At 39.6% G+C, this 19,412-nt stretch carries 17 protein-coding genes; 7 read left to right on the top strand and 10 right to left on the bottom strand.

From position 1 onward, the window contains the following. Nucleotides 1-15: 15 nt before the first annotated feature. Together ACPF64_RS08925 and ACPF64_RS08920 are read left to right on the top strand one after the other, a co-directional pair. Entirely contained in the window at nt 16-900 is an 885-nt protein-coding gene (locus ACPF64_RS08925) for an alpha/beta fold hydrolase (RefSeq protein ID WP_426456038.1), read from the top strand. A 22-nt stretch (nt 901-922) separates the two neighbouring features. Then, nucleotides 923-1,483 carry a TetR/AcrR family transcriptional regulator gene (locus ACPF64_RS08920; RefSeq protein ID WP_426456037.1) on the top strand — a complete coding sequence of 187 codons (561 nt, stop codon included), beginning with the start codon at nt 923-925 and terminating at the stop codon, nt 1,481-1,483. A gap of 44 nt (nt 1,484-1,527) precedes the next feature. On the opposite strand, the gene pgaD is transcribed toward ACPF64_RS08920, so the two are convergent. From pgaD to ACPF64_RS08895, 5 genes are all read right to left on the bottom strand, one after another. After that, entirely contained in the window at nt 1,528-1,947 is a 420-nt protein-coding gene (gene pgaD, locus ACPF64_RS08915) for a poly-beta-1,6-N-acetyl-D-glucosamine biosynthesis protein PgaD (protein WP_005042345.1), read from the bottom strand. 88 nt (nt 1,948-2,035) lie between these two features. Continuing rightward, nucleotides 2,036-3,292, bottom strand: coding sequence for a poly-beta-1,6-N-acetyl-D-glucosamine synthase (gene pgaC / locus ACPF64_RS08910; protein WP_231763929.1), 1,257 nt, complete (start codon nt 3,290-3,292; stop codon nt 2,036-2,038). A gap of 13 nt (nt 3,293-3,305) precedes the next feature. Beyond that, the gene (gene pgaB / locus ACPF64_RS08905; RefSeq protein ID WP_426456036.1) at nt 3,306-5,300 is read right to left on the bottom strand and encodes a poly-beta-1,6-N-acetyl-D-glucosamine N-deacetylase PgaB; all 1,995 of its coding nucleotides are present in this window, start codon (nt 5,298-5,300) and stop codon (nt 3,306-3,308) included. Between the two features lie 243 nt (nt 5,301-5,543). Beyond that, nucleotides 5,544-5,882: an FKBP-type peptidyl-prolyl cis-trans isomerase gene (locus ACPF64_RS08900; protein ID WP_002117532.1), complete on the bottom strand. Its 339-nt coding sequence runs from the start codon at nt 5,880-5,882 to the stop codon at nt 5,544-5,546. Between the two features lie 86 nt (nt 5,883-5,968). Then, nucleotides 5,969-6,499 (bottom strand): YaeQ family protein, encoded by a 531-nt coding sequence (locus ACPF64_RS08895; RefSeq protein ID WP_127494073.1) that lies wholly within the window; start codon nt 6,497-6,499, stop codon nt 5,969-5,971. Nucleotides 6,500-6,686: 187 nt separating this feature from the next. Here ACPF64_RS08895 and dctA point away from each other — a divergent pair, with 187 nt between their 5' ends. Then, entirely contained in the window at nt 6,687-7,949 is a 1,263-nt protein-coding gene (dctA, locus tag ACPF64_RS08890) for a C4-dicarboxylate transporter DctA (RefSeq protein WP_003653149.1), read from the top strand. A 44-nt stretch (nt 7,950-7,993) separates the two neighbouring features. On the opposite strand, the gene ACPF64_RS08885 is transcribed toward dctA, so the two are convergent. Next, nucleotides 7,994-8,992 (bottom strand): CobW family GTP-binding protein, encoded by a 999-nt coding sequence (locus tag ACPF64_RS08885; RefSeq protein ID WP_426456035.1) that lies wholly within the window; start codon nt 8,990-8,992, stop codon nt 7,994-7,996. A 500-nt stretch (nt 8,993-9,492) separates the two neighbouring features. Between ACPF64_RS08885 and ACPF64_RS08880 the strand changes: the two genes are divergently transcribed. After that, a complete protein-coding gene (locus ACPF64_RS08880; RefSeq protein ID WP_005042359.1) occupies nt 9,493-9,693 on the top strand; it encodes a hypothetical protein in 201 nt (66 codons plus the stop codon). Between the two features lie 112 nt (nt 9,694-9,805). Here ACPF64_RS08880 and ACPF64_RS08875 read toward each other — a convergent pair whose 3' ends face one another. The 4 genes from ACPF64_RS08875 to ACPF64_RS08860 form a co-directional block, all read right to left on the bottom strand. Beyond that, nucleotides 9,806-10,321, bottom strand: coding sequence for an acyl-CoA thioesterase (locus ACPF64_RS08875; protein ID WP_003653152.1), 516 nt, complete (start codon nt 10,319-10,321; stop codon nt 9,806-9,808). A 252-nt stretch (nt 10,322-10,573) separates the two neighbouring features. Further along, on the bottom strand, nt 10,574-11,188 hold the full coding sequence (locus ACPF64_RS08870; RefSeq protein WP_003653161.1) for a MarC family protein: 615 nt from the start codon (nt 11,186-11,188) through the stop codon (nt 10,574-10,576). 11 nt (nt 11,189-11,199) lie between these two features. Further along, on the bottom strand, nt 11,200-13,266 hold the full coding sequence (locus ACPF64_RS08865) for a choline transporter (protein WP_426456034.1): 2,067 nt from the start codon (nt 13,264-13,266) through the stop codon (nt 11,200-11,202). A 121-nt stretch (nt 13,267-13,387) separates the two neighbouring features. Next, a complete protein-coding gene (locus tag ACPF64_RS08860; RefSeq protein ID WP_132071940.1) occupies nt 13,388-15,010 on the bottom strand; it encodes a BCCT family transporter in 1,623 nt (540 codons plus the stop codon). Nucleotides 15,011-15,275: 265 nt separating this feature from the next. On the opposite strand from ACPF64_RS08860, the gene betI reads away from it, so the two are divergent. From betI to betA, 3 genes are all read left to right on the top strand, one after another. After that, the gene (gene betI / locus ACPF64_RS08855; RefSeq protein ID WP_017388703.1) at nt 15,276-15,899 is read left to right on the top strand and encodes a transcriptional regulator BetI; all 624 of its coding nucleotides are present in this window, start codon (nt 15,276-15,278) and stop codon (nt 15,897-15,899) included. Continuing rightward, nucleotides 15,892-17,364 carry a betaine-aldehyde dehydrogenase gene (betB, locus tag ACPF64_RS08850; RefSeq protein WP_426456033.1) on the top strand — a complete coding sequence of 491 codons (1,473 nt, stop codon included), beginning with the start codon at nt 15,892-15,894 and terminating at the stop codon, nt 17,362-17,364. The genes betI and betB overlap by 8 nt, the downstream gene beginning before the upstream one ends. 95 nt (nt 17,365-17,459) lie before the next feature. Beyond that, nucleotides 17,460-19,118, top strand: coding sequence for a choline dehydrogenase (betA, locus tag ACPF64_RS08845; RefSeq protein WP_004641705.1), 1,659 nt, complete (start codon nt 17,460-17,462; stop codon nt 19,116-19,118). Nucleotides 19,119-19,412: the final 294 nt, after the last annotated feature.

Raw genomic sequence — 19,412 nt, 5'->3', positions numbered from 1 at the left:
ATAAAGAGAAAAGCAATGCAATTAGCAACTCAAACGAACGAACAGCTTAGCCAAAATGTACAATTTTCAGCTTTAGATGGCTATCAACTGGGTGGCACTCGCTACTTTACGACGACAGCAGCTAAAGCCAATATTATCGTTGCTGGAGCAACGGGCGTCCCCCATGAATTTTACCGTCGATTTGCTGAATATATGACGCAATATGGTTATCAAGTATTCACTTTCGATTATCGAGGTGTGGGGAAATCGAGTCCCAAATCTTTAAAAGGATTTGATATGTCTTATTTAGACTGGGGACAATATGACTTAGCAGGTGCCATTGAATATTTATCGCAAGACCTCCTACCTCTTTTAATGGTGGGTCACTCTTACGGCGGTCACGCATTAGGGCTATTACCTAATCATGAAAAATTATTGGCCTGCTACACGTTTGGCACTGGGGCTGGCTGGCATGGCTATATGCCACTTAAAGAGCGCTTTAAAGTTCAAGTGGTCTGGAATATTGTGTTTCCTCCTATCGTCGCTGTGACAGGTTATTTACCTTGGAGCAAATTTAATATGGGTTCTGACTTGCCATTAAATGTGTATAAACAATGGCGCAAGTGGTGTAAAAATCCTAAGTATTTTTTTGCTGACCCAGAACAGCAACATTTAATTGAACAATATGCTTCTGTCAAAACACCAATTTATGCAGTATCGGCCCTTGATGATGATTGGGCTTTGCCGGCTTCTTGTCGTGCATTTATGCAGCATTATCGACAAGCTCCGGTCACATATATCAGCCTTCAACCTCAAGATGTTTCTATGAAAACAATTGGGCATATGGGCTACTTTAAAAAAGGTGCTGAACAGATCTGGAGTAAAATCCGTACTACTTTTGATGATTTGGTACAAGCCTGATTTATGTTTTGGATAATTTAAGATGAGACCGCAAAAACTTGCGAAAGAAGAATTGCTCAAGCACTGTGCTTTGCAGTTTAAAACCTATGGTTACGCAGGCACCAGTATGGACATGCTGGCAAAGGCTTGCGGCCTAACCAAAGCTTCTTTTTATTACTATTATCCAAACAAAGAAGCGCTATTGCTTGAAGTGCTCAATAGCACTCATCAGTATTTGATTCATTCTCTATTTGGAAATACGGTAAAGTCCGAACTCTCAGCCATTGAACGGTTTGAGCAAATGCATGAGCGTGCTATTCATTTTTTTACACAAGGTGTTAACGGCTGCTTAATAGGTATCATTTCTATGGAAGCAGCATATGGCTCACCTAAAATTTTAGCCAAAATACGCAGCATTTTTCAGGACTGGCAACTTGCAATTCAGTCTATTTTTGCGAAGAGCCTTGCTCAAGATCAAGCAGAGATTTTAGCAAAACAAAGTATTGCTGATTATGAAGGTGCGATCTTGATGTACCGTGTCACCCATGATGAGTTTTATATTAGTCAAGTCAAACAACGGATTCTTGGACTTCTCAGTTCATAAAAAATAAAGCCCACTTGAAGTGGGCTTTATTTTATTAATCAGGCTTATTCAACTCTAACAATTTTACCTAGTTCATCGTGGTGAACGACTGTAATTTTTTGGCTACGTCCCTGCTCAATTTCATGTTCAGGTAAATCAAAATAGCGTGCATAATCATCAGTCTGTTTCATTTTAAGCGCACTACCACCGACACGACGCTCAGGTAGCACATGGCTCCACAACAATAAACAAATTGCACAAGCAATTAATGCTGTAAGGCCATGTTCAATTCCTAAGCCAAAGGCACTAAATAAGCGATGTACCAAATGAGTTTTTTGTAGTTCAACCAATAACCATACAAACACGAACGGACGCCACAACAACAACCAAACCGCCCACATCATGGCTGTGCTTGTTGTAGAAGCATAGCGTTTATGCCATGGTAATTGACGGCGTAAATCAATAATCAACGAATCTGTCTTCATTTCTCTCTTTACCTAACGGAGTGCTGTGGTTTTTCCCCAGACATCAATACAGCACGATCTTTAAAATCTCATGACTCTTGCATTTCATCTAACGAATGCCCCGATCCGGGCTCACCCAACGTGCTCGTTTCTCATCTCCACGTCGTAAGACTTTTGGAAATGCCACAATGGTTGCCGAAATCGTAATTAACCAAAAGACTAGCGGGTACCAAATCATCCAGAAATAATTTTTTCCTAGGTTTGGTTCATAACGACTATCCATCCATTTGCTTAAAGCAAACTGAATTAGACAGGTTGCCCCCAATAAAATACCGCTACCATACGGTAAAAATGGAGAGCTCACAACGGCTAGTGCTGGTACGGGTAAAATAAAATGTACCAACCACAATACAGCCATCGCTAGCATTAAATATGACCAAACTAATGTTAAGCAAAGCTCAAACATTAAAGGCCATAAAAAATTCAATTTTGGCTTGGTGAACACATCAATATTTTTAATTAATACTTGTGCGCCACCCATTGCCCAGCGTAAACGTTGTTTCCACAACCCATTTAAGGTTTCAGGCATTAAAATCCAAACCAAGGCATTCGGCTCAAACTCAATATCCCAACCTGCACGCTGTAATTTCCAAGTAATATCGATATCTTCAGTCAACATATTTGGTGACCAATAGTCGACTTGGTGAACGGCGCTTTTACGAAAAGCGGTAATCACGCCTGATACGGTAAACAAGCGACCAAAGGTACGTTGTGCACGTTTAATCATGCCTACAATCGAAGAAAACTCACCGACCTGAATACGCCCTAATAAAGTTGAGCGAGTGCGGATACGGGGGTTTCCAGTAACCGCAGCAACAGTCGGATTTTTAAGAAAATGACGAATCATCCACTTTGCTGCATGTGGATCAAGTAAAGCATCACCATCAATACCAATTAAAAACTCGGCATCGGTCATTAAGCTTCCGGCTTGCAACCCCATGGCTTTACCTTGGTTTTGAGCCAAATGAACAACACGAAGTTTTTCATGTTGTTCTGCTAAGCGATCGAGTACTTCGCCAGTATTGTCTGAGCTACCATCATTAATCGCGATGACTTCAAAATGAGGATAGTCCAGTTTTAAAGCATGGCTAATGGTTTCTTCTGCATTATCCCCTTCATTAAAACAAGGAACTAATACAGCGACTTTTGGATAACTTTCTAATGGCGCTGGTTGATCGTAAGGCGGAGCCTGACGTTCTTTCCAATAGAAAATGATCGCACCCATCATCCATAAATACGACATGAATAATGGATAATAAAAAACGAATTTTAAGGCATGCGACCATATTGCAGCAAAGATTGTCATGTTTCAGCCCCGACTACGGCACAAGACGAGATGATTTTTCAGCAAATGCTTTATGCATTACGTCAACATCCGGATGATCTTTAATTGGGTCATCTGGGTAATAACCGACATGCATTACACCTTGCTGATAAAGAGAATGAATTGTTGCTGCCATTTCAGCTGAAGGTACCTTTTCGTTTTTACGCCAGTCGGTTGCCTGTAATTCAAAAACGGTTTTCTTGATGCCATTCGGGTATTGTTTTACCCGATCAACCATATCTTTATAGAATTGATCAGCATTATCGACCTGTTCCATATAAGGCATTGCCATAATAGCTGTAAAATCATAACGTTTTAATGACTCTTCAAGAGATTGAGAGTACCAATTTTCCGCATATGGTTTTAAAGCAACTTGAGCATATAAATTGCGTGCAGTCATCAAGAACGGTTCATATTGTCGCACGTCATCAACGAGTTGCATCGCAAAATCATCTAGATATTTTGTCTTATATGCAGTCCACTTTTGTAAGTCTTGATCGTTTTCACGGATTTTTGCTAAATCTGTTGGCAAACCTTGCTTTGCATAAGCTTTTAAAGCATCAGGGCTTGCATCTTCATAATCAGATAATGTCACGTCATCATGGAACAAAAGTCCATTAAATGGCGTTGATTTAGCTAAATCCTGATAAATTTCACGAATCGTTTGACGTGCATCGGCTGAGAATGGACTTAAACGGATATACCCCATATTAAGGTGTTCACCTGCTTTTTCCTGCTGAGTCACCACCAAGTCCTTAGAAACAGGATCAGTTTTTGGTAGCTCCCACGCCAATAACGGCATCCATGCATAAATACGGCTTACAGATGTACGCGTTTGAATTTGCCATGCAACACGGTTAAACAAGTCTGCACGCATTGGAATATGACGGTTTGGGAAATAAACCATATCAGCAGAACCATTCGCATCTGGATCTGAAAATGCCTGTAAATAAACTGTATTTACACCCATGCCATTAATTCGATCTAACAAGTGTCCTAAATTACGCTCTTGTTGTTTCGGGTCTGGATCATAAATATAGTCCAGATCAATATGCATGATTTTTTGCGGACGATTATTATCCGTTAAATTTAATTCACGGTTTTTAATTTCTTGAGCCAAATCACCAGTTGTCATTCCACCTTCTACCAAAATACGGCTCATATTTTGTAGAGATTGTTTTGCATGGTCTGCCCCATCATCAAGCGTAATGGTCACTGGCATGCCTAATTTTTTTGCAATTTGAACAGTCTGCATATTATAGCGACCATATGGCCACACCATAATACGTGGTGAACGTAAGCCATGCGCTTTTAATAAGTCATTATTCTTTTTCAGGTCGTTATAAATACGTGCCTGATATTGTGCATCGTTCTCATATGTTTGTGTTTTAACATCATAAAAACGTGTGGTCGCAGCAGGTTCAGAGTTGCCTTGCGGGTTTCCTGTAATACCACGATGCAAATGATAGCTATGATTCGCGATTTCGACTAAACCGCTGTCTTGCATCTCTTTAAGCTCATTCCAGCTCAAGATCTTATCACGAGAGATTTCCTCGCCAGAGAAGTCAACTTTTTGACCAGCTTTTGGTTCTAACCATGAACCGACTACAGCCAAAACAACCGGAATCTTTTTTGCTTTAATAACAGGATATGCATTTTGATAAAAAGACTGATAACCATCATCTACGGTCAATAATACTGGCTTAGTCGGCAGTTGATATTTACCTTGATGCGCACGAATTAATTGATCAACGGTAATAAAATGGAAACCATTCTTTTGCAACCATTCAACGTGCTGTGTAAATTGTTGAGTCGTGACCGCATACTCAGGAATCATTGCATTTTTTGTATCAGTAATTTCATGATAACCAATGACCGTAAGTGTTGAAGCATCAATTTTTTGTGGTTTAGCCAATGCCATACCAGACATGCCAGTAAGGGCTAATCCAAGTGTAAGATTCAACAAAGGAGATGCAAAGCGGATAGTCATGAAATAGCGTCTCAATAACAATATAGATTATTTATGTGAAATTTGATGTTAGGACGCAAATTTTCTGAAATTTGGTCTTAATATCATCCTGCCCACAAATGAACAGTTTTTCAGTCAGCATTTATAATCAAATAACCTGAAAATAAGCTTAAATATTCAAAAAGCTAAAATATAAATTAATAATGTATTTATATTTAAAGCTCATATAAACAAGAAAGCCCCCTAAAGGGCTTTAAATTTTCACTAGTCACGGGTTTTGACATCAAACAATTCAATTTCAAAAATTAAATTAGAATTGGCTGGAATAATCTTACCCATTTTACGCTCACCATATGCTAAATGAGCAGGCACGATTAATTTACGTTTACCGCCAACTTTCATTCCCATGATGCCTTGGTCCCAGCCTTTAATGACACGGCCTGTTCCAATCACGCATTCAAAATAATTACCGCGGTCAATTGAAGAGTCAAATTTTGTACCGTCTTCTAACCAACCTGTATAGTGAGTCGTAATCAAAGCGCCTTTAACCGCTTCTTTACCTTCACCTACTTTTAAATCGATAATTTCTAATTCATTTGACATGGTTTACCCCTTAAACAGAATCTTTAAATAGCAACTGGTACTTAGTGTACCAATTGAATCTGTAGAATTTGTTGCGCTTTTCTATTTTACTGTAACTGTGTCCACACAACATTTGCCTGACCCTTTTCACCTAAAAGAGTCCACTCTGTATCCATCACATTTAACTGTAGCTGCATGGTACGTTCACAGAGTTGTTCGAGCTCAGCTGTGCTTGCAGGTGCGATTTGCCAAACCTGAACGTTACTTAACGTTTTAATTTTGCTATTTCTCTTCCACCACTCTTCGACTTGTGTGCCATACACAACAATCGCAACTTTTTTACAGCGTGCACTCGCTTTTTTGACTTTATCTTCCGAAGGTAAGCCCACTTCAATCCATGTTTCCAACTGACCTGTTAAATCCTTCTGCCATAACGCTGGTTCATCAGTTTCAAAAAGATCTTTTGTAAACTCAAGCTCATCACTTGCAAAACGGGCAAAGGCCATTAAACGAACCATTAAACGTTCTAAAGTTTCCGAAGGATGTAAGGCAAGCGTCAGTTGGTAATCACCATAAATATGGTCATCCATATTCGCAATATTCAAGTCTGCCTTATAAATTGTTGCTTTAAGCGCCATGATTAATATGTTCCAAAATTTGGCGCTAAGGATACTCGATTTTAGCTAAAAATTATAAAAAAACTGAGTAATGTAAAACATCGCGATGGTGAAATTTGCATATTCTTCCAAAACGCTCCACTTATTTTAGAGTTGGCTGGCTTTTTGCTTAAAAGAGATATTCTCCTCTTCCGAAAATTGATGACTTATGTGGCAAAAGCTCAAGCGTAGTTTATTTTTACAGGTTCTTTGTGCTCTCTTTCTTGGTGTTGCAGTTGGAGCTGGTTTTCATGATTTCTCCCTATCTTTAAAGCCATTGGGTGATGGTTTTATTTCTTTAATTAAGATGCTGATCGCACCAATTGTGTTTTGTGTGGTTGTACTCGGTATTTATGGTGCAAATGACATCAAAAAAATGGGCAAAGTCGGTGCAAAAACCATTCTCTATTTTGAAGTGGTCACAAGTATTGCTTTAGTTTTAGGCATTATTGTGGCCTATGTATTTAAACCTGGCGTTGGCATGAACATCGATATCAGCCATTTAGATGCAAAAGATTTAAGTACCTATACCGAACGTGCACATGAAATGCACACAGGTTCGGAATTTCTGCTCAATATTATTCCAAAAACCTTCACGGCTGCTTTTGCAAACGGCGATATTTTACAAGTTTTATTAATCGCTATTTTATTTGGTGTAGCACTACTTTTAATTCCTAAACATTTGGCAGAGCTGGTACGTCAGGCTTTGGAAGCTTTTTCTGAAGTCTTCTTTAAAATTATGGGACTGATTATTCGTTTAGCTCCAATTGGTGTTTTTGGTTCAGTGGCCTATACCACTGCCAAATTTGGTTTAGATTCACTTCTACAATTGGGTTATTTAGTTTTACTGTTTTATGCAACCTGCATTTTATTTGTTGTTATTGTTTTAGGTTCAATTTTAAAACTTGCCGGTCTCAACATCTTCAAATTTGTGGCTTATTTTAAAGATGAATTAGCCATTGTTTTAGGTACAGCCTCTTCTGACTCTGTCTTACCCCAAATCATGAAAAAACTCAGAAATCTGGGAATTAAGGATTCAACTGTAGGACTGGTTATTCCAACTGGTTATTCCTTTAACCTAGATGGGTTTTCAATTTACTTAACTCTAGCTGTTATTTTTATTGCACAAGCCTGCAATATTGATTTATCTACGCATGACTTGCTGGCTATTTTATTAGTTTCACTCATTACTTCTAAAGGTGCACACGGTATTCCCGGTTCAGCTTTAGTTATTCTTGCAGCCACCCTTTCAGTTATTCCAAGCCTCCCTGCGATTGGTCTAGTACTTCTACTTTCAGTCGACTGGTTCATTGGCATTATTCGTGCCTGCACCAACTTGATTGGTAACTGTGTTGCGGCCGTAGTCATTGCGCATTGGGAAAAAGATATTGACCATGCTCAAGCTAAAGCCGTGCTAAATACTAAACCTTAAAATCCGTTCTAGAGAACATTGAATCATCTTTTTCTCAATGTTCTCTAATCTTCAATTCGGCAATTCAATAAATCAGTTTCAAATGCCAACCAATCGTGTTCATGTTGGCTAATCATTTCAATCCGGTTATCAATGCCCTCTTCGCCAGACTTATAATTAAATTGCTGCGGATTAAAGTTAAAGGTTTTCCAACCCTGATCTGTATTAAAAATTCCCTTAATTCGCAGCCAATCTTTTTGTGCACATAACACATCAAGCAAAGCATAAAACTCAAACTTCCAGCGTTTAGGCAATTTCCAACCCGCGACAATATAACCTTGTGCCGACTCGACATAATGATAAGGTAACTGCTGAATTTCTTTCACGATCTCAGTTTCAGTCATTTGTTTTTGAAGTTTAAGTAAAGGTTGAATAGAGCGTTCGGTTAAACGAGCAGCCACATCAATTTTATTTAACGCTAACTGACCATGTTCAGTTTTAATCCACTCTTGTTGATAAGGCTGATATTCTTCTTTTAATAACTCAAGTGCCTGATCATCTTCAAAAGTCATCACATCAGTATGTGACACCAACACAATTTGGGCAGCTTTTAACTGATCTTCATAAAGGTTTTGCTTTACCCAGTTTGTATCATGCAAACGGCTACCATCTACAACTGTGACTAATGCTCGCATGGCTAAACTACTTTGCCAATGCGGTTCAGTCAGTTGATCAAATAACTGCGAAGGATGCCCAAGACCAGTCGGTTCAATAAATAGTCGGTCTGGCTTTTGTTCACTCAATAGACGGGCTAAAGCAATATGCATAGGCAATTGACTGCTACAACATAAGCAACCACCTAATAATTCTTTGACTGCATATCCTTCATCTTGAGGTAAGAGTTGTTGGTCCACTCCAATTTGCCCAAACTCATTCATTAATACAGCCCAGACCTCATCTTTAGGCTTCTGCCTTAATAAATGCTGTAATAATGTGGTTTTACCTGCCCCTAAAAAACCGGAAATAATATGGGTTGGAACAATTCTTTGAGCAATAAGTTTCACAAGCGACTCAAATCAACAAGGTTTAAAAAACTAAGAAAGGTATATCACTGTTTAAGTACCATGAAAATGATTTTTCACTTTGAAGATATACTTTCCAATTATCAGGCCAAAACACTTAATGTGTGACACACATCTCATTCAAAATCTAAATTAACTTTAGATAACTATAATTCAAACGGAATATTCTATTTATACGCATTCACAATTCATGCCAGAGTGTTAGGTTTACGTAACACAATTGGTTTTTTTTCACTCAACAAGAAATATTTTTACACATTTTAAGGTGTATTTAAGCCGGTTAACTTTACAGATTCCGCACATAAACGGTCCGTATATTTCATATTGTTAAGATAGGCGTAATAGATTGTTAAGTTAATTGATGTAATCCCAAGCTCGGCTTAGCATGTGTCCTAGCTTAGTCATTCAGCCATATACGTTTCGTGTAGGTATGAACGATTAGGTTTGATTTACTTTTTTAATGAATTTAAGGATGCCATAAAATGAAATTAGCTAAGACTCTACTTGCAACAACTTTAGCTTTAACTGCAGTATCAACTTTCGCTGCTTCTAAACATGAACAAGCACACAGCACTGCTGGTGAAGAGAAAGTTGTTGTTTCAACTCAAGAACAAGCAAACACAGCAAACGCTGCATCTGATGCTGTAGGTTCTGCTTCTGAAGCTGCTCCTGCAGCTCGTTAATTCTCTAAGCACTCTCCTCCAAGCTCAGAGATAATTTTACTGAAATGAAAAATGGATGCTGAATTTCAGTAAAGAAGAAAAGGATCGAACCATGCTGCGGTTCGATCCTTTTTTAAGAAGATTTCTTATACATACTACAAGATGGGTTGTGATTTTCTTGTAGACGTAAAACCTTACGGTGCTCGGCTGCTTCAAAGCGGCAACGTTTCCACTCAGTATTTAGATTTAATTGAGGCACTTCACATGGCTTGCTTTGTTCATCAACAGCAACCATGGTGAAATAACAGCTATTGGTATGGCGCACTGTACGCTTCTGGATATTTTGGGCTTCAACACGTATTCCCACTTCCATTGAAGTACGGCCTACATGGTTAACACTTGCCAAGAAGGTGACCAGCTCACCCACATAAATAGGTTCTTTAAAATTCACCTTATCTACAGATAACGTCACTACATAGCCACCCGAATAACGACTCGCACAAGCGTAAGCGACTTGGTCTAGTAGTTTTAGAATCGTACCACCATGAACATTACCTGAAAAATTTGCCATATCAGGCGTCATCAAAACTGACATCGTCAATTCAGACTGATCATCAGTTGCTGTGGTTATTTCATCTAATGTAGGCATAGCTCAACTCTGTGTCTTAAAACAAGCTCAGTCAACATTATGGTTGATAATTCACAAAAAAAACATGATTAAATCCATAACATGGCATTGTATTTTTTAATATCTCTGATTGTTTTTTAAAATCTAATTTTTTAAAGCATTATTTTTTAAAGTTATTTTTATAGCTGCATCATTTATTTTAAAGTTTTATAGAACATGCTATGCCATTTTATTCCACGCTTAATGGCATAGCAGGGTCTTACAGATCACTCGCTATACTTTAGTAATAACGCCTGTCACACCATTAATAATCATATCAATGGCGATCGTTCCGATTAATAAAGCAGATAAACGTCCCACAATGTCGAAATAACGGTCGATATGCTTGGCATGTTTATAGCGTAAATGATCATGTGAAAATTTCATCAAAATCAAAATACTACAGGTTAAAAACAAGGTGAAAGCAATCACTAGGGCTGCCTCACCAATTGACATTTCAATACCTGTAACCACAGCAGCACTGATGGTTCCCGGACCAATCATAAATGGCATTGCAATGGTGCCAGCCAGATGTTCTGGCGCTCCCCGCATTTCACCAATCGTATCGGCACCCTGAAAAACATAACGATAGCCAATGACCAAAAAGATAAGGCCTCCAAAAATCTGGAAGGCTTCGAAACGTACATTCAGATATTTACTAAAAATTGTTTCGCCGCCCCATGCAAATAGCATGAACACGACAAAAGCAATCAAGCTTCCCTGAATCAGTGCTTTATTAAACACCTTTGTTTCTGAATGACGGATTAGGCCAATCATATAAATGCTCATTAAAAATGGGTTGAGCAAAGAGAAAAATAAAGCAAAAGAATGTAGATAAGGAGAAGCCATGCATTGTCCTCTTAAGCTTGTGGATCTGGGAACAAAGGTCGGTTCCCTGGGCTAATACGATTAATATGTAAGAACGTCATATGTCTTTCATATTTATCTAAAATGTCATTAATAACCTGTTCCTTACCGTAACCAACGAGGTCGTTATCTTGAGAGCCATCATAAAGATACGTTTCAAGTCGGTAATAGAACTGTTTACCCCGTTTCACACGTTGACTGAAAATCGGTGCGCTATAGCGTACAGGCCAGATCTGGTAAACGAAGTTTTGTTCTTCTTCCAAATGAATAGTGAAGTCGAGATGGTAAAGCGTGTCTTCATCTTCGAGTAGCGTTTGCTGCACATCCACATTCATTCCCTGCTTAATAAGTTCATCAGCAACGGCCTGAACAGCCGGTCGACAAACTGTATCCAACATGCGCAGAGTTTCAGTGGTTCCCGGATGATGCATCACTCGAGTTAAACGCTGTTTCCAATTCAAAATATCAACGTTACCCACCACTGGAGCTGCATTCATGCTACGGCTGGCCTGCCTGTAATCTTCAAGCCTTAAGGACTTATAAAGTCCTGCCATGACAAGGAACATCACAAAACTAAACGGCAGTCCCATAATGATGGTTGCGTTTTGCAAAGCCGTAATCCCGTTGGTCATCAGCATCGCTAGCGTAAGTAAACCAATCGCAATTGCCCAGAACACACTCAACCAACGCGGAGCATCATTATCAATATGCGTTAACTTGGTGGTGAAGTTCCCTAGAACCAGCGCTCCTGAATCGGCAGATGTCACATAGAACAAAAGCCCTGTTACGGTGGCAATTGAAGCAATAAACGTAAAGCCCGGATATTGTGCTAACAAATCATAAAAACCATGAGCCGGATTCGCCAACACAGTAGCAGCTAAGGTTTGGTTCCCTTCAAAAATAACGCTGTGCAACGCACTATTACCAAAAATAGAGAGCCACGTGATCGTAAATAAAAGTGGGATAATTAAAGTACCAGACACAAACTCACGAATGGTACGCCCTCTTGAGATGCGCGCCAGAAAAAGTCCTACAAATGGAGACCACGCAATCCACCATGCCCAGAAGAATAAAGTCCAGCTACTCATCCACTCTTTAGGCTGTTCAAACGCAAAACTTTGTAAGGCCAAAGACGGGAAACGACTTAAGTAATCACCAACATTTTGAACAAGGGCATTGAGTAAAAACTCAGTATTTCCCAAGAACAAGATAAACAGTAAAAGGCCAATCGAAACATAAATATTGATTTCAGATAAAATTCGCAGGCCTTTATTGACCCCAGATGTCACCGAAATAATACTAATACCAACCGCGACAGCAATCAGGATAAATTGCATCCAGATGTTTTCTGGTAATCCCAATAACACATGTAGTCCATAATTTAGCTGTACCACCCCAATCCCGCAGGTTGTTGCAATACCAAAAATTGTCCCGATAACGGCAGCTGTATCAACGCTATGCCCAATTACACCATTAATTCTTTGACCAAAAATTGGGTAGAGTGCAGAGCGAATGGTAAGCGGCAGATTATAACGATAGCTAAAATATCCCAATGACATGCCAATCAAGGCATACATACACCAACCAGTTAAACCATAGTGGAACAATGTCCAGACCATACTTTGGCGTGCTGCCTCATAGGTTTGACCTGCTCCGACTGGAGGTTGCATATAATGAGATAAAGGCTCAGCGACCGAGAAGAACATTAAATCGATACCAATACCAGCCGAAAACAGCATGGCAGACCAACTTAGTAAACTAAACTCAGGTTTTGAATGCTTAGGTCCTAATTTAATACTGCCATATCTTGAACAGGCAATAAAAATCACAAACGCCATGTAAAGTGTTGCGGCAAGCAAGTAATACCAACCAAAGGTTGAGGTTACCCACTGAAGTACGGTGTTCATGATTCGGTTTGCAAAATCGTTGAACAAAAACGTGACGAGAGAAAAAATTAAAATAAGTACAGCTGAAAAATAAAAAACCACACGGTTGAGCGGGTCTTTTTTAGATTTAGATAATGTTAAATCATCAACTGCTCTTGGATTATCTGTTGCCATACAATCCTCAAGGAATAAAATAAAAACAAAATATTTAATTTCGTCTTTTCACTCTTATTTAAAACAATGAAAAGACGACTTTAAACGCAAAAAAATAATATATAGATGTGATCGGTTGAGGTTATAAAACCTCAGTCACTTTATTCTGGTCACAGTTCGATGGGACTGAAATGTCTTTTGAAACAGCTAACTGCTTTTTCACTAATTGAGGGTCAAAATCATCTTGCTTTAACGCTTTGGCTAAGCCAAACATATAAAGCAAAATAATGACTGAAAATGGTAAACCACATAACACCACAGCGCTTTGCATGGAGTTAAAACTACCGGCTAGTAACAAGCCAATACTTACAATGGTAATTACCACAGACCAAAAGACGCGTAACCAGATCGGTGAATCACTATCATTGGTGCCCCCTTTTGAGGACAAATTAGCGATCATTAGTGTACCAGAGCCAACTGGTGTCAAAAATAAAACGAAACAAATTACAACAACAATGCCAGCAACATAAGGATTAAATGGCAGATATTCGAGTAGCTTAAATAAAGATAATGCCGGATCAGTTAAGACCATATCACCCAAAACTTTCTGTTTTTGGTTCAAGATAAAGTAAATTGCCGTATTTCCAAAAACTGAGATCCAAGCCAGCGTAAAGCCTAATGGAATCAGGCATACACCCAGAATAACTTCTCGAATTGTACGTCCTTTTGAAATACGGGCAATAAACATCCCTACAAAAGGTGCCCAAGCAATCCACCATGCCCAATAAAATACTGTCCACGAACCTAACCAGCCACTGGCTTTTTGGTTGTATAAATACATATCAAAGCTTTTACCAATAAAATTGCTTAGATAATCACCCGTATTTTGCACAAGACCATTTAATAAATGATTTGTAGGGCCTGTTAAAAATACAAATAAAAGTAAGGCATACAGTAGACGTAAATTAATACGAGATAACCATGCCAGACCTTTTTCGATGCCGACCACTGTCGTAATCGTGGCAACAAACATCATGACCAGAACGGCAGTAATTAAGGTCACAGAGTTATCTGGAATTTGAGGAAGTAAATAGCAAATGCCAGATACGAGTACCAAAGCACCAATTCCTAAATTGGTGACCAAGGAAATAACCGTTGCTAAAATTCCAAAACCATCAACAAAATCTCCCACCAAGCCATGAACACGCTCTCCAAAAATTGGATAAAGCGCTGAACGTAATGCTAAGGGCAGGTCTTGTCTAAAAGCGAAGTAACCTAGAGTGACTCCAAGCAATGCATAGAGTACCCAGCCATGAATTCCCCAATGCAAAAAGCTATAGGTCATCGCATTACGGGCTGCCTGAATCGTTCCTGACTCGCCTTCGGGCGGTCTCAAGAAGTGATCAACAGGTTCGGCAACACCATAATAAAGTAGCGCAATACCAATACCTGCCGAGAACAACATTGAAGTCCATGCCAAATAAGTAAACTCAGGTTTGTCGTCGTCTTTTCCTAATGGAATCTGCCCTACTTTTGAAAAAGCAAGCCAAGCGACAAAGCCCAAACACAGCACAATAACCAACATGTAATACCACCCAAAAAAGTGATTTACCTGCTCTTGTACATAGGTCAGCCAAAACTGACTTTTTTCTGGAAACAGCACAAAAAGTAGGCCAAAAATGCCAATACTGATGGCTGAACTCCAAAATACAAAACGATTTAACCGAATATGGTCTGAAGAATATTTATCACTTTTCAACACCATCTTATTGCTCCTTGCAATCGGTGTATTTTCTCAAAATAACGTGATAAGTAATGTACTTATGCGCATCATCCTATCCTTAAGAATCTTTGATTTTACCTCTTTATTCCTAGAGGCAATCTTCAAAAATTCATTGATTTTTACATATCATACTTGTTATTGATTGAACGTTCAATCAATAACAAGTATGATAAAAAAAGTGCTATGATGCTCTGCAAGTTAACATGCTGAATTTAAAGCACCACTAAAAGTGCTGATGTGGAAAAACATGACAAAACGCAGAGTAAAACCAGAGCACGTGCGACGTGAAGAAATTATGAATGCCGCACTCGACGTAATTTATGAAGTGGGGTTATCCAATACCACCATTGCTCAAATTGCAAAAAAAGCCGAGCTGTCGACCGGCATTGTCAGCCATTACTTTGGCGACAAACAAGGGTTGATCAATACCTGTATGCAAGAAATGCTGAATGTTCTGCGTCATAAAACCGAACAGTACAGAGCAGAAGCAGATTCGCATCCAGAGAGCCAGATTAAGGCGATTATCGACTCTAACTTTGACATTAGTCAGGTCAATGAAAAAGCAATGCGGGTCTGGTTAGACTTTTGGTCAGCAAGTATGCATGTACCAGACTTAAGCCGCTTGCAAAAGATTAATGATCAACGCCTGTACTCTAACTTGAAGTTTTATTTTCTCAAGTTAATGGATGAACAACAGGCCAGTGTTGCCGCTAGAGGGTTGGCAGCATTGATTGATGGATTATGGTTACGAGGCAGTTTAAGCCGTCATAACGAATTTGACAGCAACCTTGCTCGTTCCATTGCTTACGATTATGTACAAACGCAAGTGCAATTTGCGAACAAGCCTTTGCAGGAGAGACAAAATGAGTGATGTACAAGTTCAACAACTGTATATCCATGGACGCTACGTTAAAGCAACCAGTGGTAAAACATTTAATAGTATTAACCCTGCCAACGGCGAGACGATCGCAACTCTTCAGCAAGCATCTGAACAAGATATTGAAGCTGCTGTACAAAGCGCACAACAAGGACAAAAAATCTGGGCTGCCATGACAGCCATGGAGCGTTCACGTATTTTACGTCGCGCAGTCGACATTTTGCGTGACCGTAATGATGAACTTGCCCGTCTTGAAACGCTAGACACTGGTAAAGCCTACAGCGAAACATCTACCGTCGACATTGTGACTGGTGCAGATGTACTCGAATATTATGCAGGCCTTGCAACAGCTATTCAGGGTGAACAAGTTCCGCTTCGCGAATCAAGTTTCTTTTATACACGCCGTGAACCTTTAGGCGTGGTTGCAGGTATTGGTGCCTGGAACTATCCAATTCAAATCGCTTTATGGAAATCTGCCCCTGCCCTTGCTGCCGGCAATGCCATGATTTTCAAACCAAGTGAAACCACTCCACTTACTGCATTCAAACTTGCAGAAATCTATACAGAAGCTGGCTTACCAGACGGCGTATTTAACGTAGTTCAAGGACCAGGCCGTGAAATTGGTCAGTGGCTCACTGAACATCCAGTAATTGAGAAAATCTCATTTACAGGTGGTGTTGAAACTGGCAAAAAAGTCATGGCAAGCGCGGCTGGTTCTACGCTAAAAGAAGTCACCATGGAACTTGGTGGTAAGTCTCCACTGATTATTTGTGAAGATGCCGACCTTAATCGCGCAGCTGATATTGCTGTCATGGCAAACTTCTTTAGTTCAGGCCAAGTTTGTACCAATGGTACGCGTGTATTTGTTCCAAAATCTCTTTTAGCCGATTTTGAAAAAGCTGTTGTAGAGCGTGTAAAACGTATTCGCATTGGTGACCCAATGGCTGAAGAAACCAACTTCGGCCCACTCACCAGCTTCCCTCATATGGAAAAAGTTCTGTCTTTCATTGAGTCAGGTAAACAACAAGGCGCTAAAGTCTTAATTGGTGGTGGACGTGCAACAGAAGGTGACCTTGCTAAAGGCGCTTATGTACTACCGACGGTATTTAGCGACTGCAATGACCAGATGGCAATTGTTCAAGAAGAAATTTTTGGACCAGTCATGAGCATCTTAAGCTACGAGACTGAAGAAGAAGTGATTCATCGTGCTAACGACACCACCTTTGGTTTAGCTGCTGGCGTTGTCACTCAAGATATTAGCCGCGCTCATCGCATTATTCACCAAATTGAAGCTGGTATTTGCTGGATTAACACTTGGGGCGAATCGCCTGCCGAAATGCCAGTGGGTGGCTACAAACAATCTGGTGTAGGCCGAGAAAATGGTCTAACCACGCTTGGGCACTATACCCGTATCAAATCTATTCAAGTTGAACTTGGCGATTATCAAAGCATTTTTTAATGCATCAATTGCCTTAAACACGTCAACCTAAATCACATATGCAGAGCAATCTTTATAGATTGCTCAGGCAAACTGTTAGTAAAAAAAGGATAGTTATGAATATTAAAGAATATGATTACATTATCATTGGCGCAGGATCTGCCGGAAATGTACTTGCTGCACGTCTTACTGAAGACAAAGATACCACCGTTTTATTATTAGAAGCTGGTGGACCAGATTATCGTTTGGATTTTCGTACCCAAATGCCGGCAGCTTTGGCCTACCCTCTTCAAGGTCGTCGCTATAACTGGGCTTATTTAACCGACCCTGAACCGCACATGAACAACCGTCGTATGGAATGCGGTCGTGGTAAAGGTTTAGGCGGCTCATCTTTAATTAATGGTATGTGCTATATCCGCGGTAATGCAATGGATTTAGAACAATGGGCAACCCATAAAGGCCTAGAAAACTGGTCTTATGCCGATTGTTTGCCATACTACAAAAAAGCTGAAACCCGTGACATTGGTGAGAATGACTACCATGGCGGCAATGGCCCTGTGTCAGTTGCTACACCTAAAAATGGCAACAATGTCTTGTTCCATGCCATGGTTGAAGCTGGCGTACAAGCAGGTTACCCGCGTACTGATGACTTAAATGGTTACCAGCAAGAAGGTTTTGGTCCAATGGACCGCACGGTAACGCCTAAAGGTCGCCGTTCAAGTACCGCACGTGGTTATCTGGATATGGCAAAAGGCCGTCCTAACCTCACTATTTTGACTCATGCAACGACCAATAAAATCTTGTTTAATCAAAAACAAGCCGTTGGTGTTGAATATATTATCGGGGCTGACCAAAACAACTTGCAACGCGCCTTAGTTAAACGCGAAGTCTTACTGTGTGCAGGTGCAATTGCTTCTCCACAAATTTTACAGCGCTCTGGTGTGGGTGAAAGTACCTTCTTAAAATCAATGGACATTGATGTCGTTCATGATTTGCCAGGTGTAGGTGAAAACCTGCAAGACCACTTGGAAATGTACCTACAATATAAATGTAAGCAACCCGTTTCTTTATACCCTGCCTTGAAATGGTATAACCAACCTGCGATTGGTGCTGAGTGGTTATTTAATGGTACAGGTATTGGCGCAAGTAACCAGTTTGAAGCAGGCGGATTTATCCGTAGTTCAGATGAGTTCAAATGGCCAAATATTCAGTACCATTTCTTGCCAGTTGCTATTAACTACAACGGTAGTAATGCAGTGAAAGAGCATGGTTTTCAGGCACACGTTGGTTCAATGCGTTCGCCTTCACGTGGCCGTATTAGACTTAAATCAAAAGATCCGTTTGAGCATCCAAGTATCTTGTTCAACTATATGTCGAGTGAACAAGACTGGCGTGAGTTCCGTGATGCGATTCGTATCACCCGAGAAATCATGCAACAACCTGCTCTTGATCCATATCGTGGTGAAGAAATTAGTCCGGGCAAACATTTGCAAACAGATGCAGAGCTTGACGACTTTGTTCGTAACCATGCAGAAACAGCTTATCATCCATCTTGTAGCTGTAAGATGGGTGAAGATGAAATGGCTGTCGTGGATGGTCAAGGCCGAGTCCATGGTATGCAAAGCTTACGTGTGGTTGATGCCTCGATCATGCCGCTTATTATTACCGGTAACTTAAATGCAACCACCATTATGATTGCCGAGAAAATTGCAGACCAAATTCGTGGACGTGAAGCATTACCACGTTCAACTGCACCATTCTATGTAGCCTCATAAAATCTTAAAGGGTATATTTCTTATGCAGAAATATACCCTTAATTTAATATTTATAATCCAAGCATTAATAAGAACGATGTATGACAGAAAATAAGCTCTTCAAAAAAAGCTGTTTTACATCAATATGGCATGAAACAAAAAATCATCTATCTTTATATACGTATATTCTTCAAATGATTTAACTTTAATCAAATAAAATTTATTAATTATATTTCAAATAGTTAATTAAAAATAATTATTGAAAATTATCTTATTAAAGCTCAAATTGATCAAATATAAATCATATTTATGATA

Origin of the sequence: Acinetobacter sp. KB005, from assembly GCF_049949095.1 — a bacterium.
In the GTDB taxonomy this organism is placed as follows: domain Bacteria; phylum Pseudomonadota; class Gammaproteobacteria; order Pseudomonadales; family Moraxellaceae; genus Acinetobacter; species Acinetobacter calcoaceticus.
Note: the sequence above shows the minus strand (reverse complement) of the source record. Positions and strands in the feature narration are given on the sequence as shown.

What these genes read in the sequence shown, in the direction of transcription:
- ACPF64_RS08925 (WP_426456038.1), top strand. Translation starts at nt 16, where the DNA reads ATGCAATTAGCAACTCAAACGAACGAACAGCTTAGCCAAAATGTACAA.
- ACPF64_RS08920 (WP_426456037.1), top strand. Translation starts at nt 923, where the DNA reads ATGAGACCGCAAAAACTTGCGAAAGAAGAATTGCTCAAGCACTGTGCT.
- pgaD (WP_005042345.1), bottom strand. Translation starts at nt 1,947, where the DNA reads ATGAAGACAGATTCGTTGATTATTGATTTACGCCGTCAATTACCATGG.
- pgaC (WP_231763929.1), bottom strand. Translation starts at nt 3,292, where the DNA reads ATGACAATCTTTGCTGCAATATGGTCGCATGCCTTAAAATTCGTTTTT.
- pgaB (WP_426456036.1), bottom strand. Translation starts at nt 5,300, where the DNA reads ATGACTATCCGCTTTGCATCTCCTTTGTTGAATCTTACACTTGGATTA.
- ACPF64_RS08900 (WP_002117532.1), bottom strand. Translation starts at nt 5,882, where the DNA reads ATGTCAAATGAATTAGAAATTATCGATTTAAAAGTAGGTGAAGGTAAA.
- ACPF64_RS08895 (WP_127494073.1), bottom strand. Translation starts at nt 6,499, where the DNA reads ATGGCGCTTAAAGCAACAATTTATAAGGCAGACTTGAATATTGCGAAT.
- dctA (WP_003653149.1), top strand. Translation starts at nt 6,687, where the DNA reads ATGTGGCAAAAGCTCAAGCGTAGTTTATTTTTACAGGTTCTTTGTGCT.
- ACPF64_RS08880 (WP_005042359.1), top strand. Translation starts at nt 9,493, where the DNA reads ATGAAATTAGCTAAGACTCTACTTGCAACAACTTTAGCTTTAACTGCA.
- ACPF64_RS08875 (WP_003653152.1), bottom strand. Translation starts at nt 10,321, where the DNA reads ATGCCTACATTAGATGAAATAACCACAGCAACTGATGATCAGTCTGAA.
- ACPF64_RS08870 (WP_003653161.1), bottom strand. Translation starts at nt 11,188, where the DNA reads ATGGCTTCTCCTTATCTACATTCTTTTGCTTTATTTTTCTCTTTGCTC.
- ACPF64_RS08865 (WP_426456034.1), bottom strand. Translation starts at nt 13,266, where the DNA reads ATGGCAACAGATAATCCAAGAGCAGTTGATGATTTAACATTATCTAAA.
- ACPF64_RS08860 (WP_132071940.1), bottom strand. Translation starts at nt 15,010, where the DNA reads ATGGTGTTGAAAAGTGATAAATATTCTTCAGACCATATTCGGTTAAAT.
- betI (WP_017388703.1), top strand. Translation starts at nt 15,276, where the DNA reads ATGACAAAACGCAGAGTAAAACCAGAGCACGTGCGACGTGAAGAAATT.
- betB (WP_426456033.1), top strand. Translation starts at nt 15,892, where the DNA reads ATGAGTGATGTACAAGTTCAACAACTGTATATCCATGGACGCTACGTT.
- betA (WP_004641705.1), top strand. Translation starts at nt 17,460, where the DNA reads ATGAATATTAAAGAATATGATTACATTATCATTGGCGCAGGATCTGCC.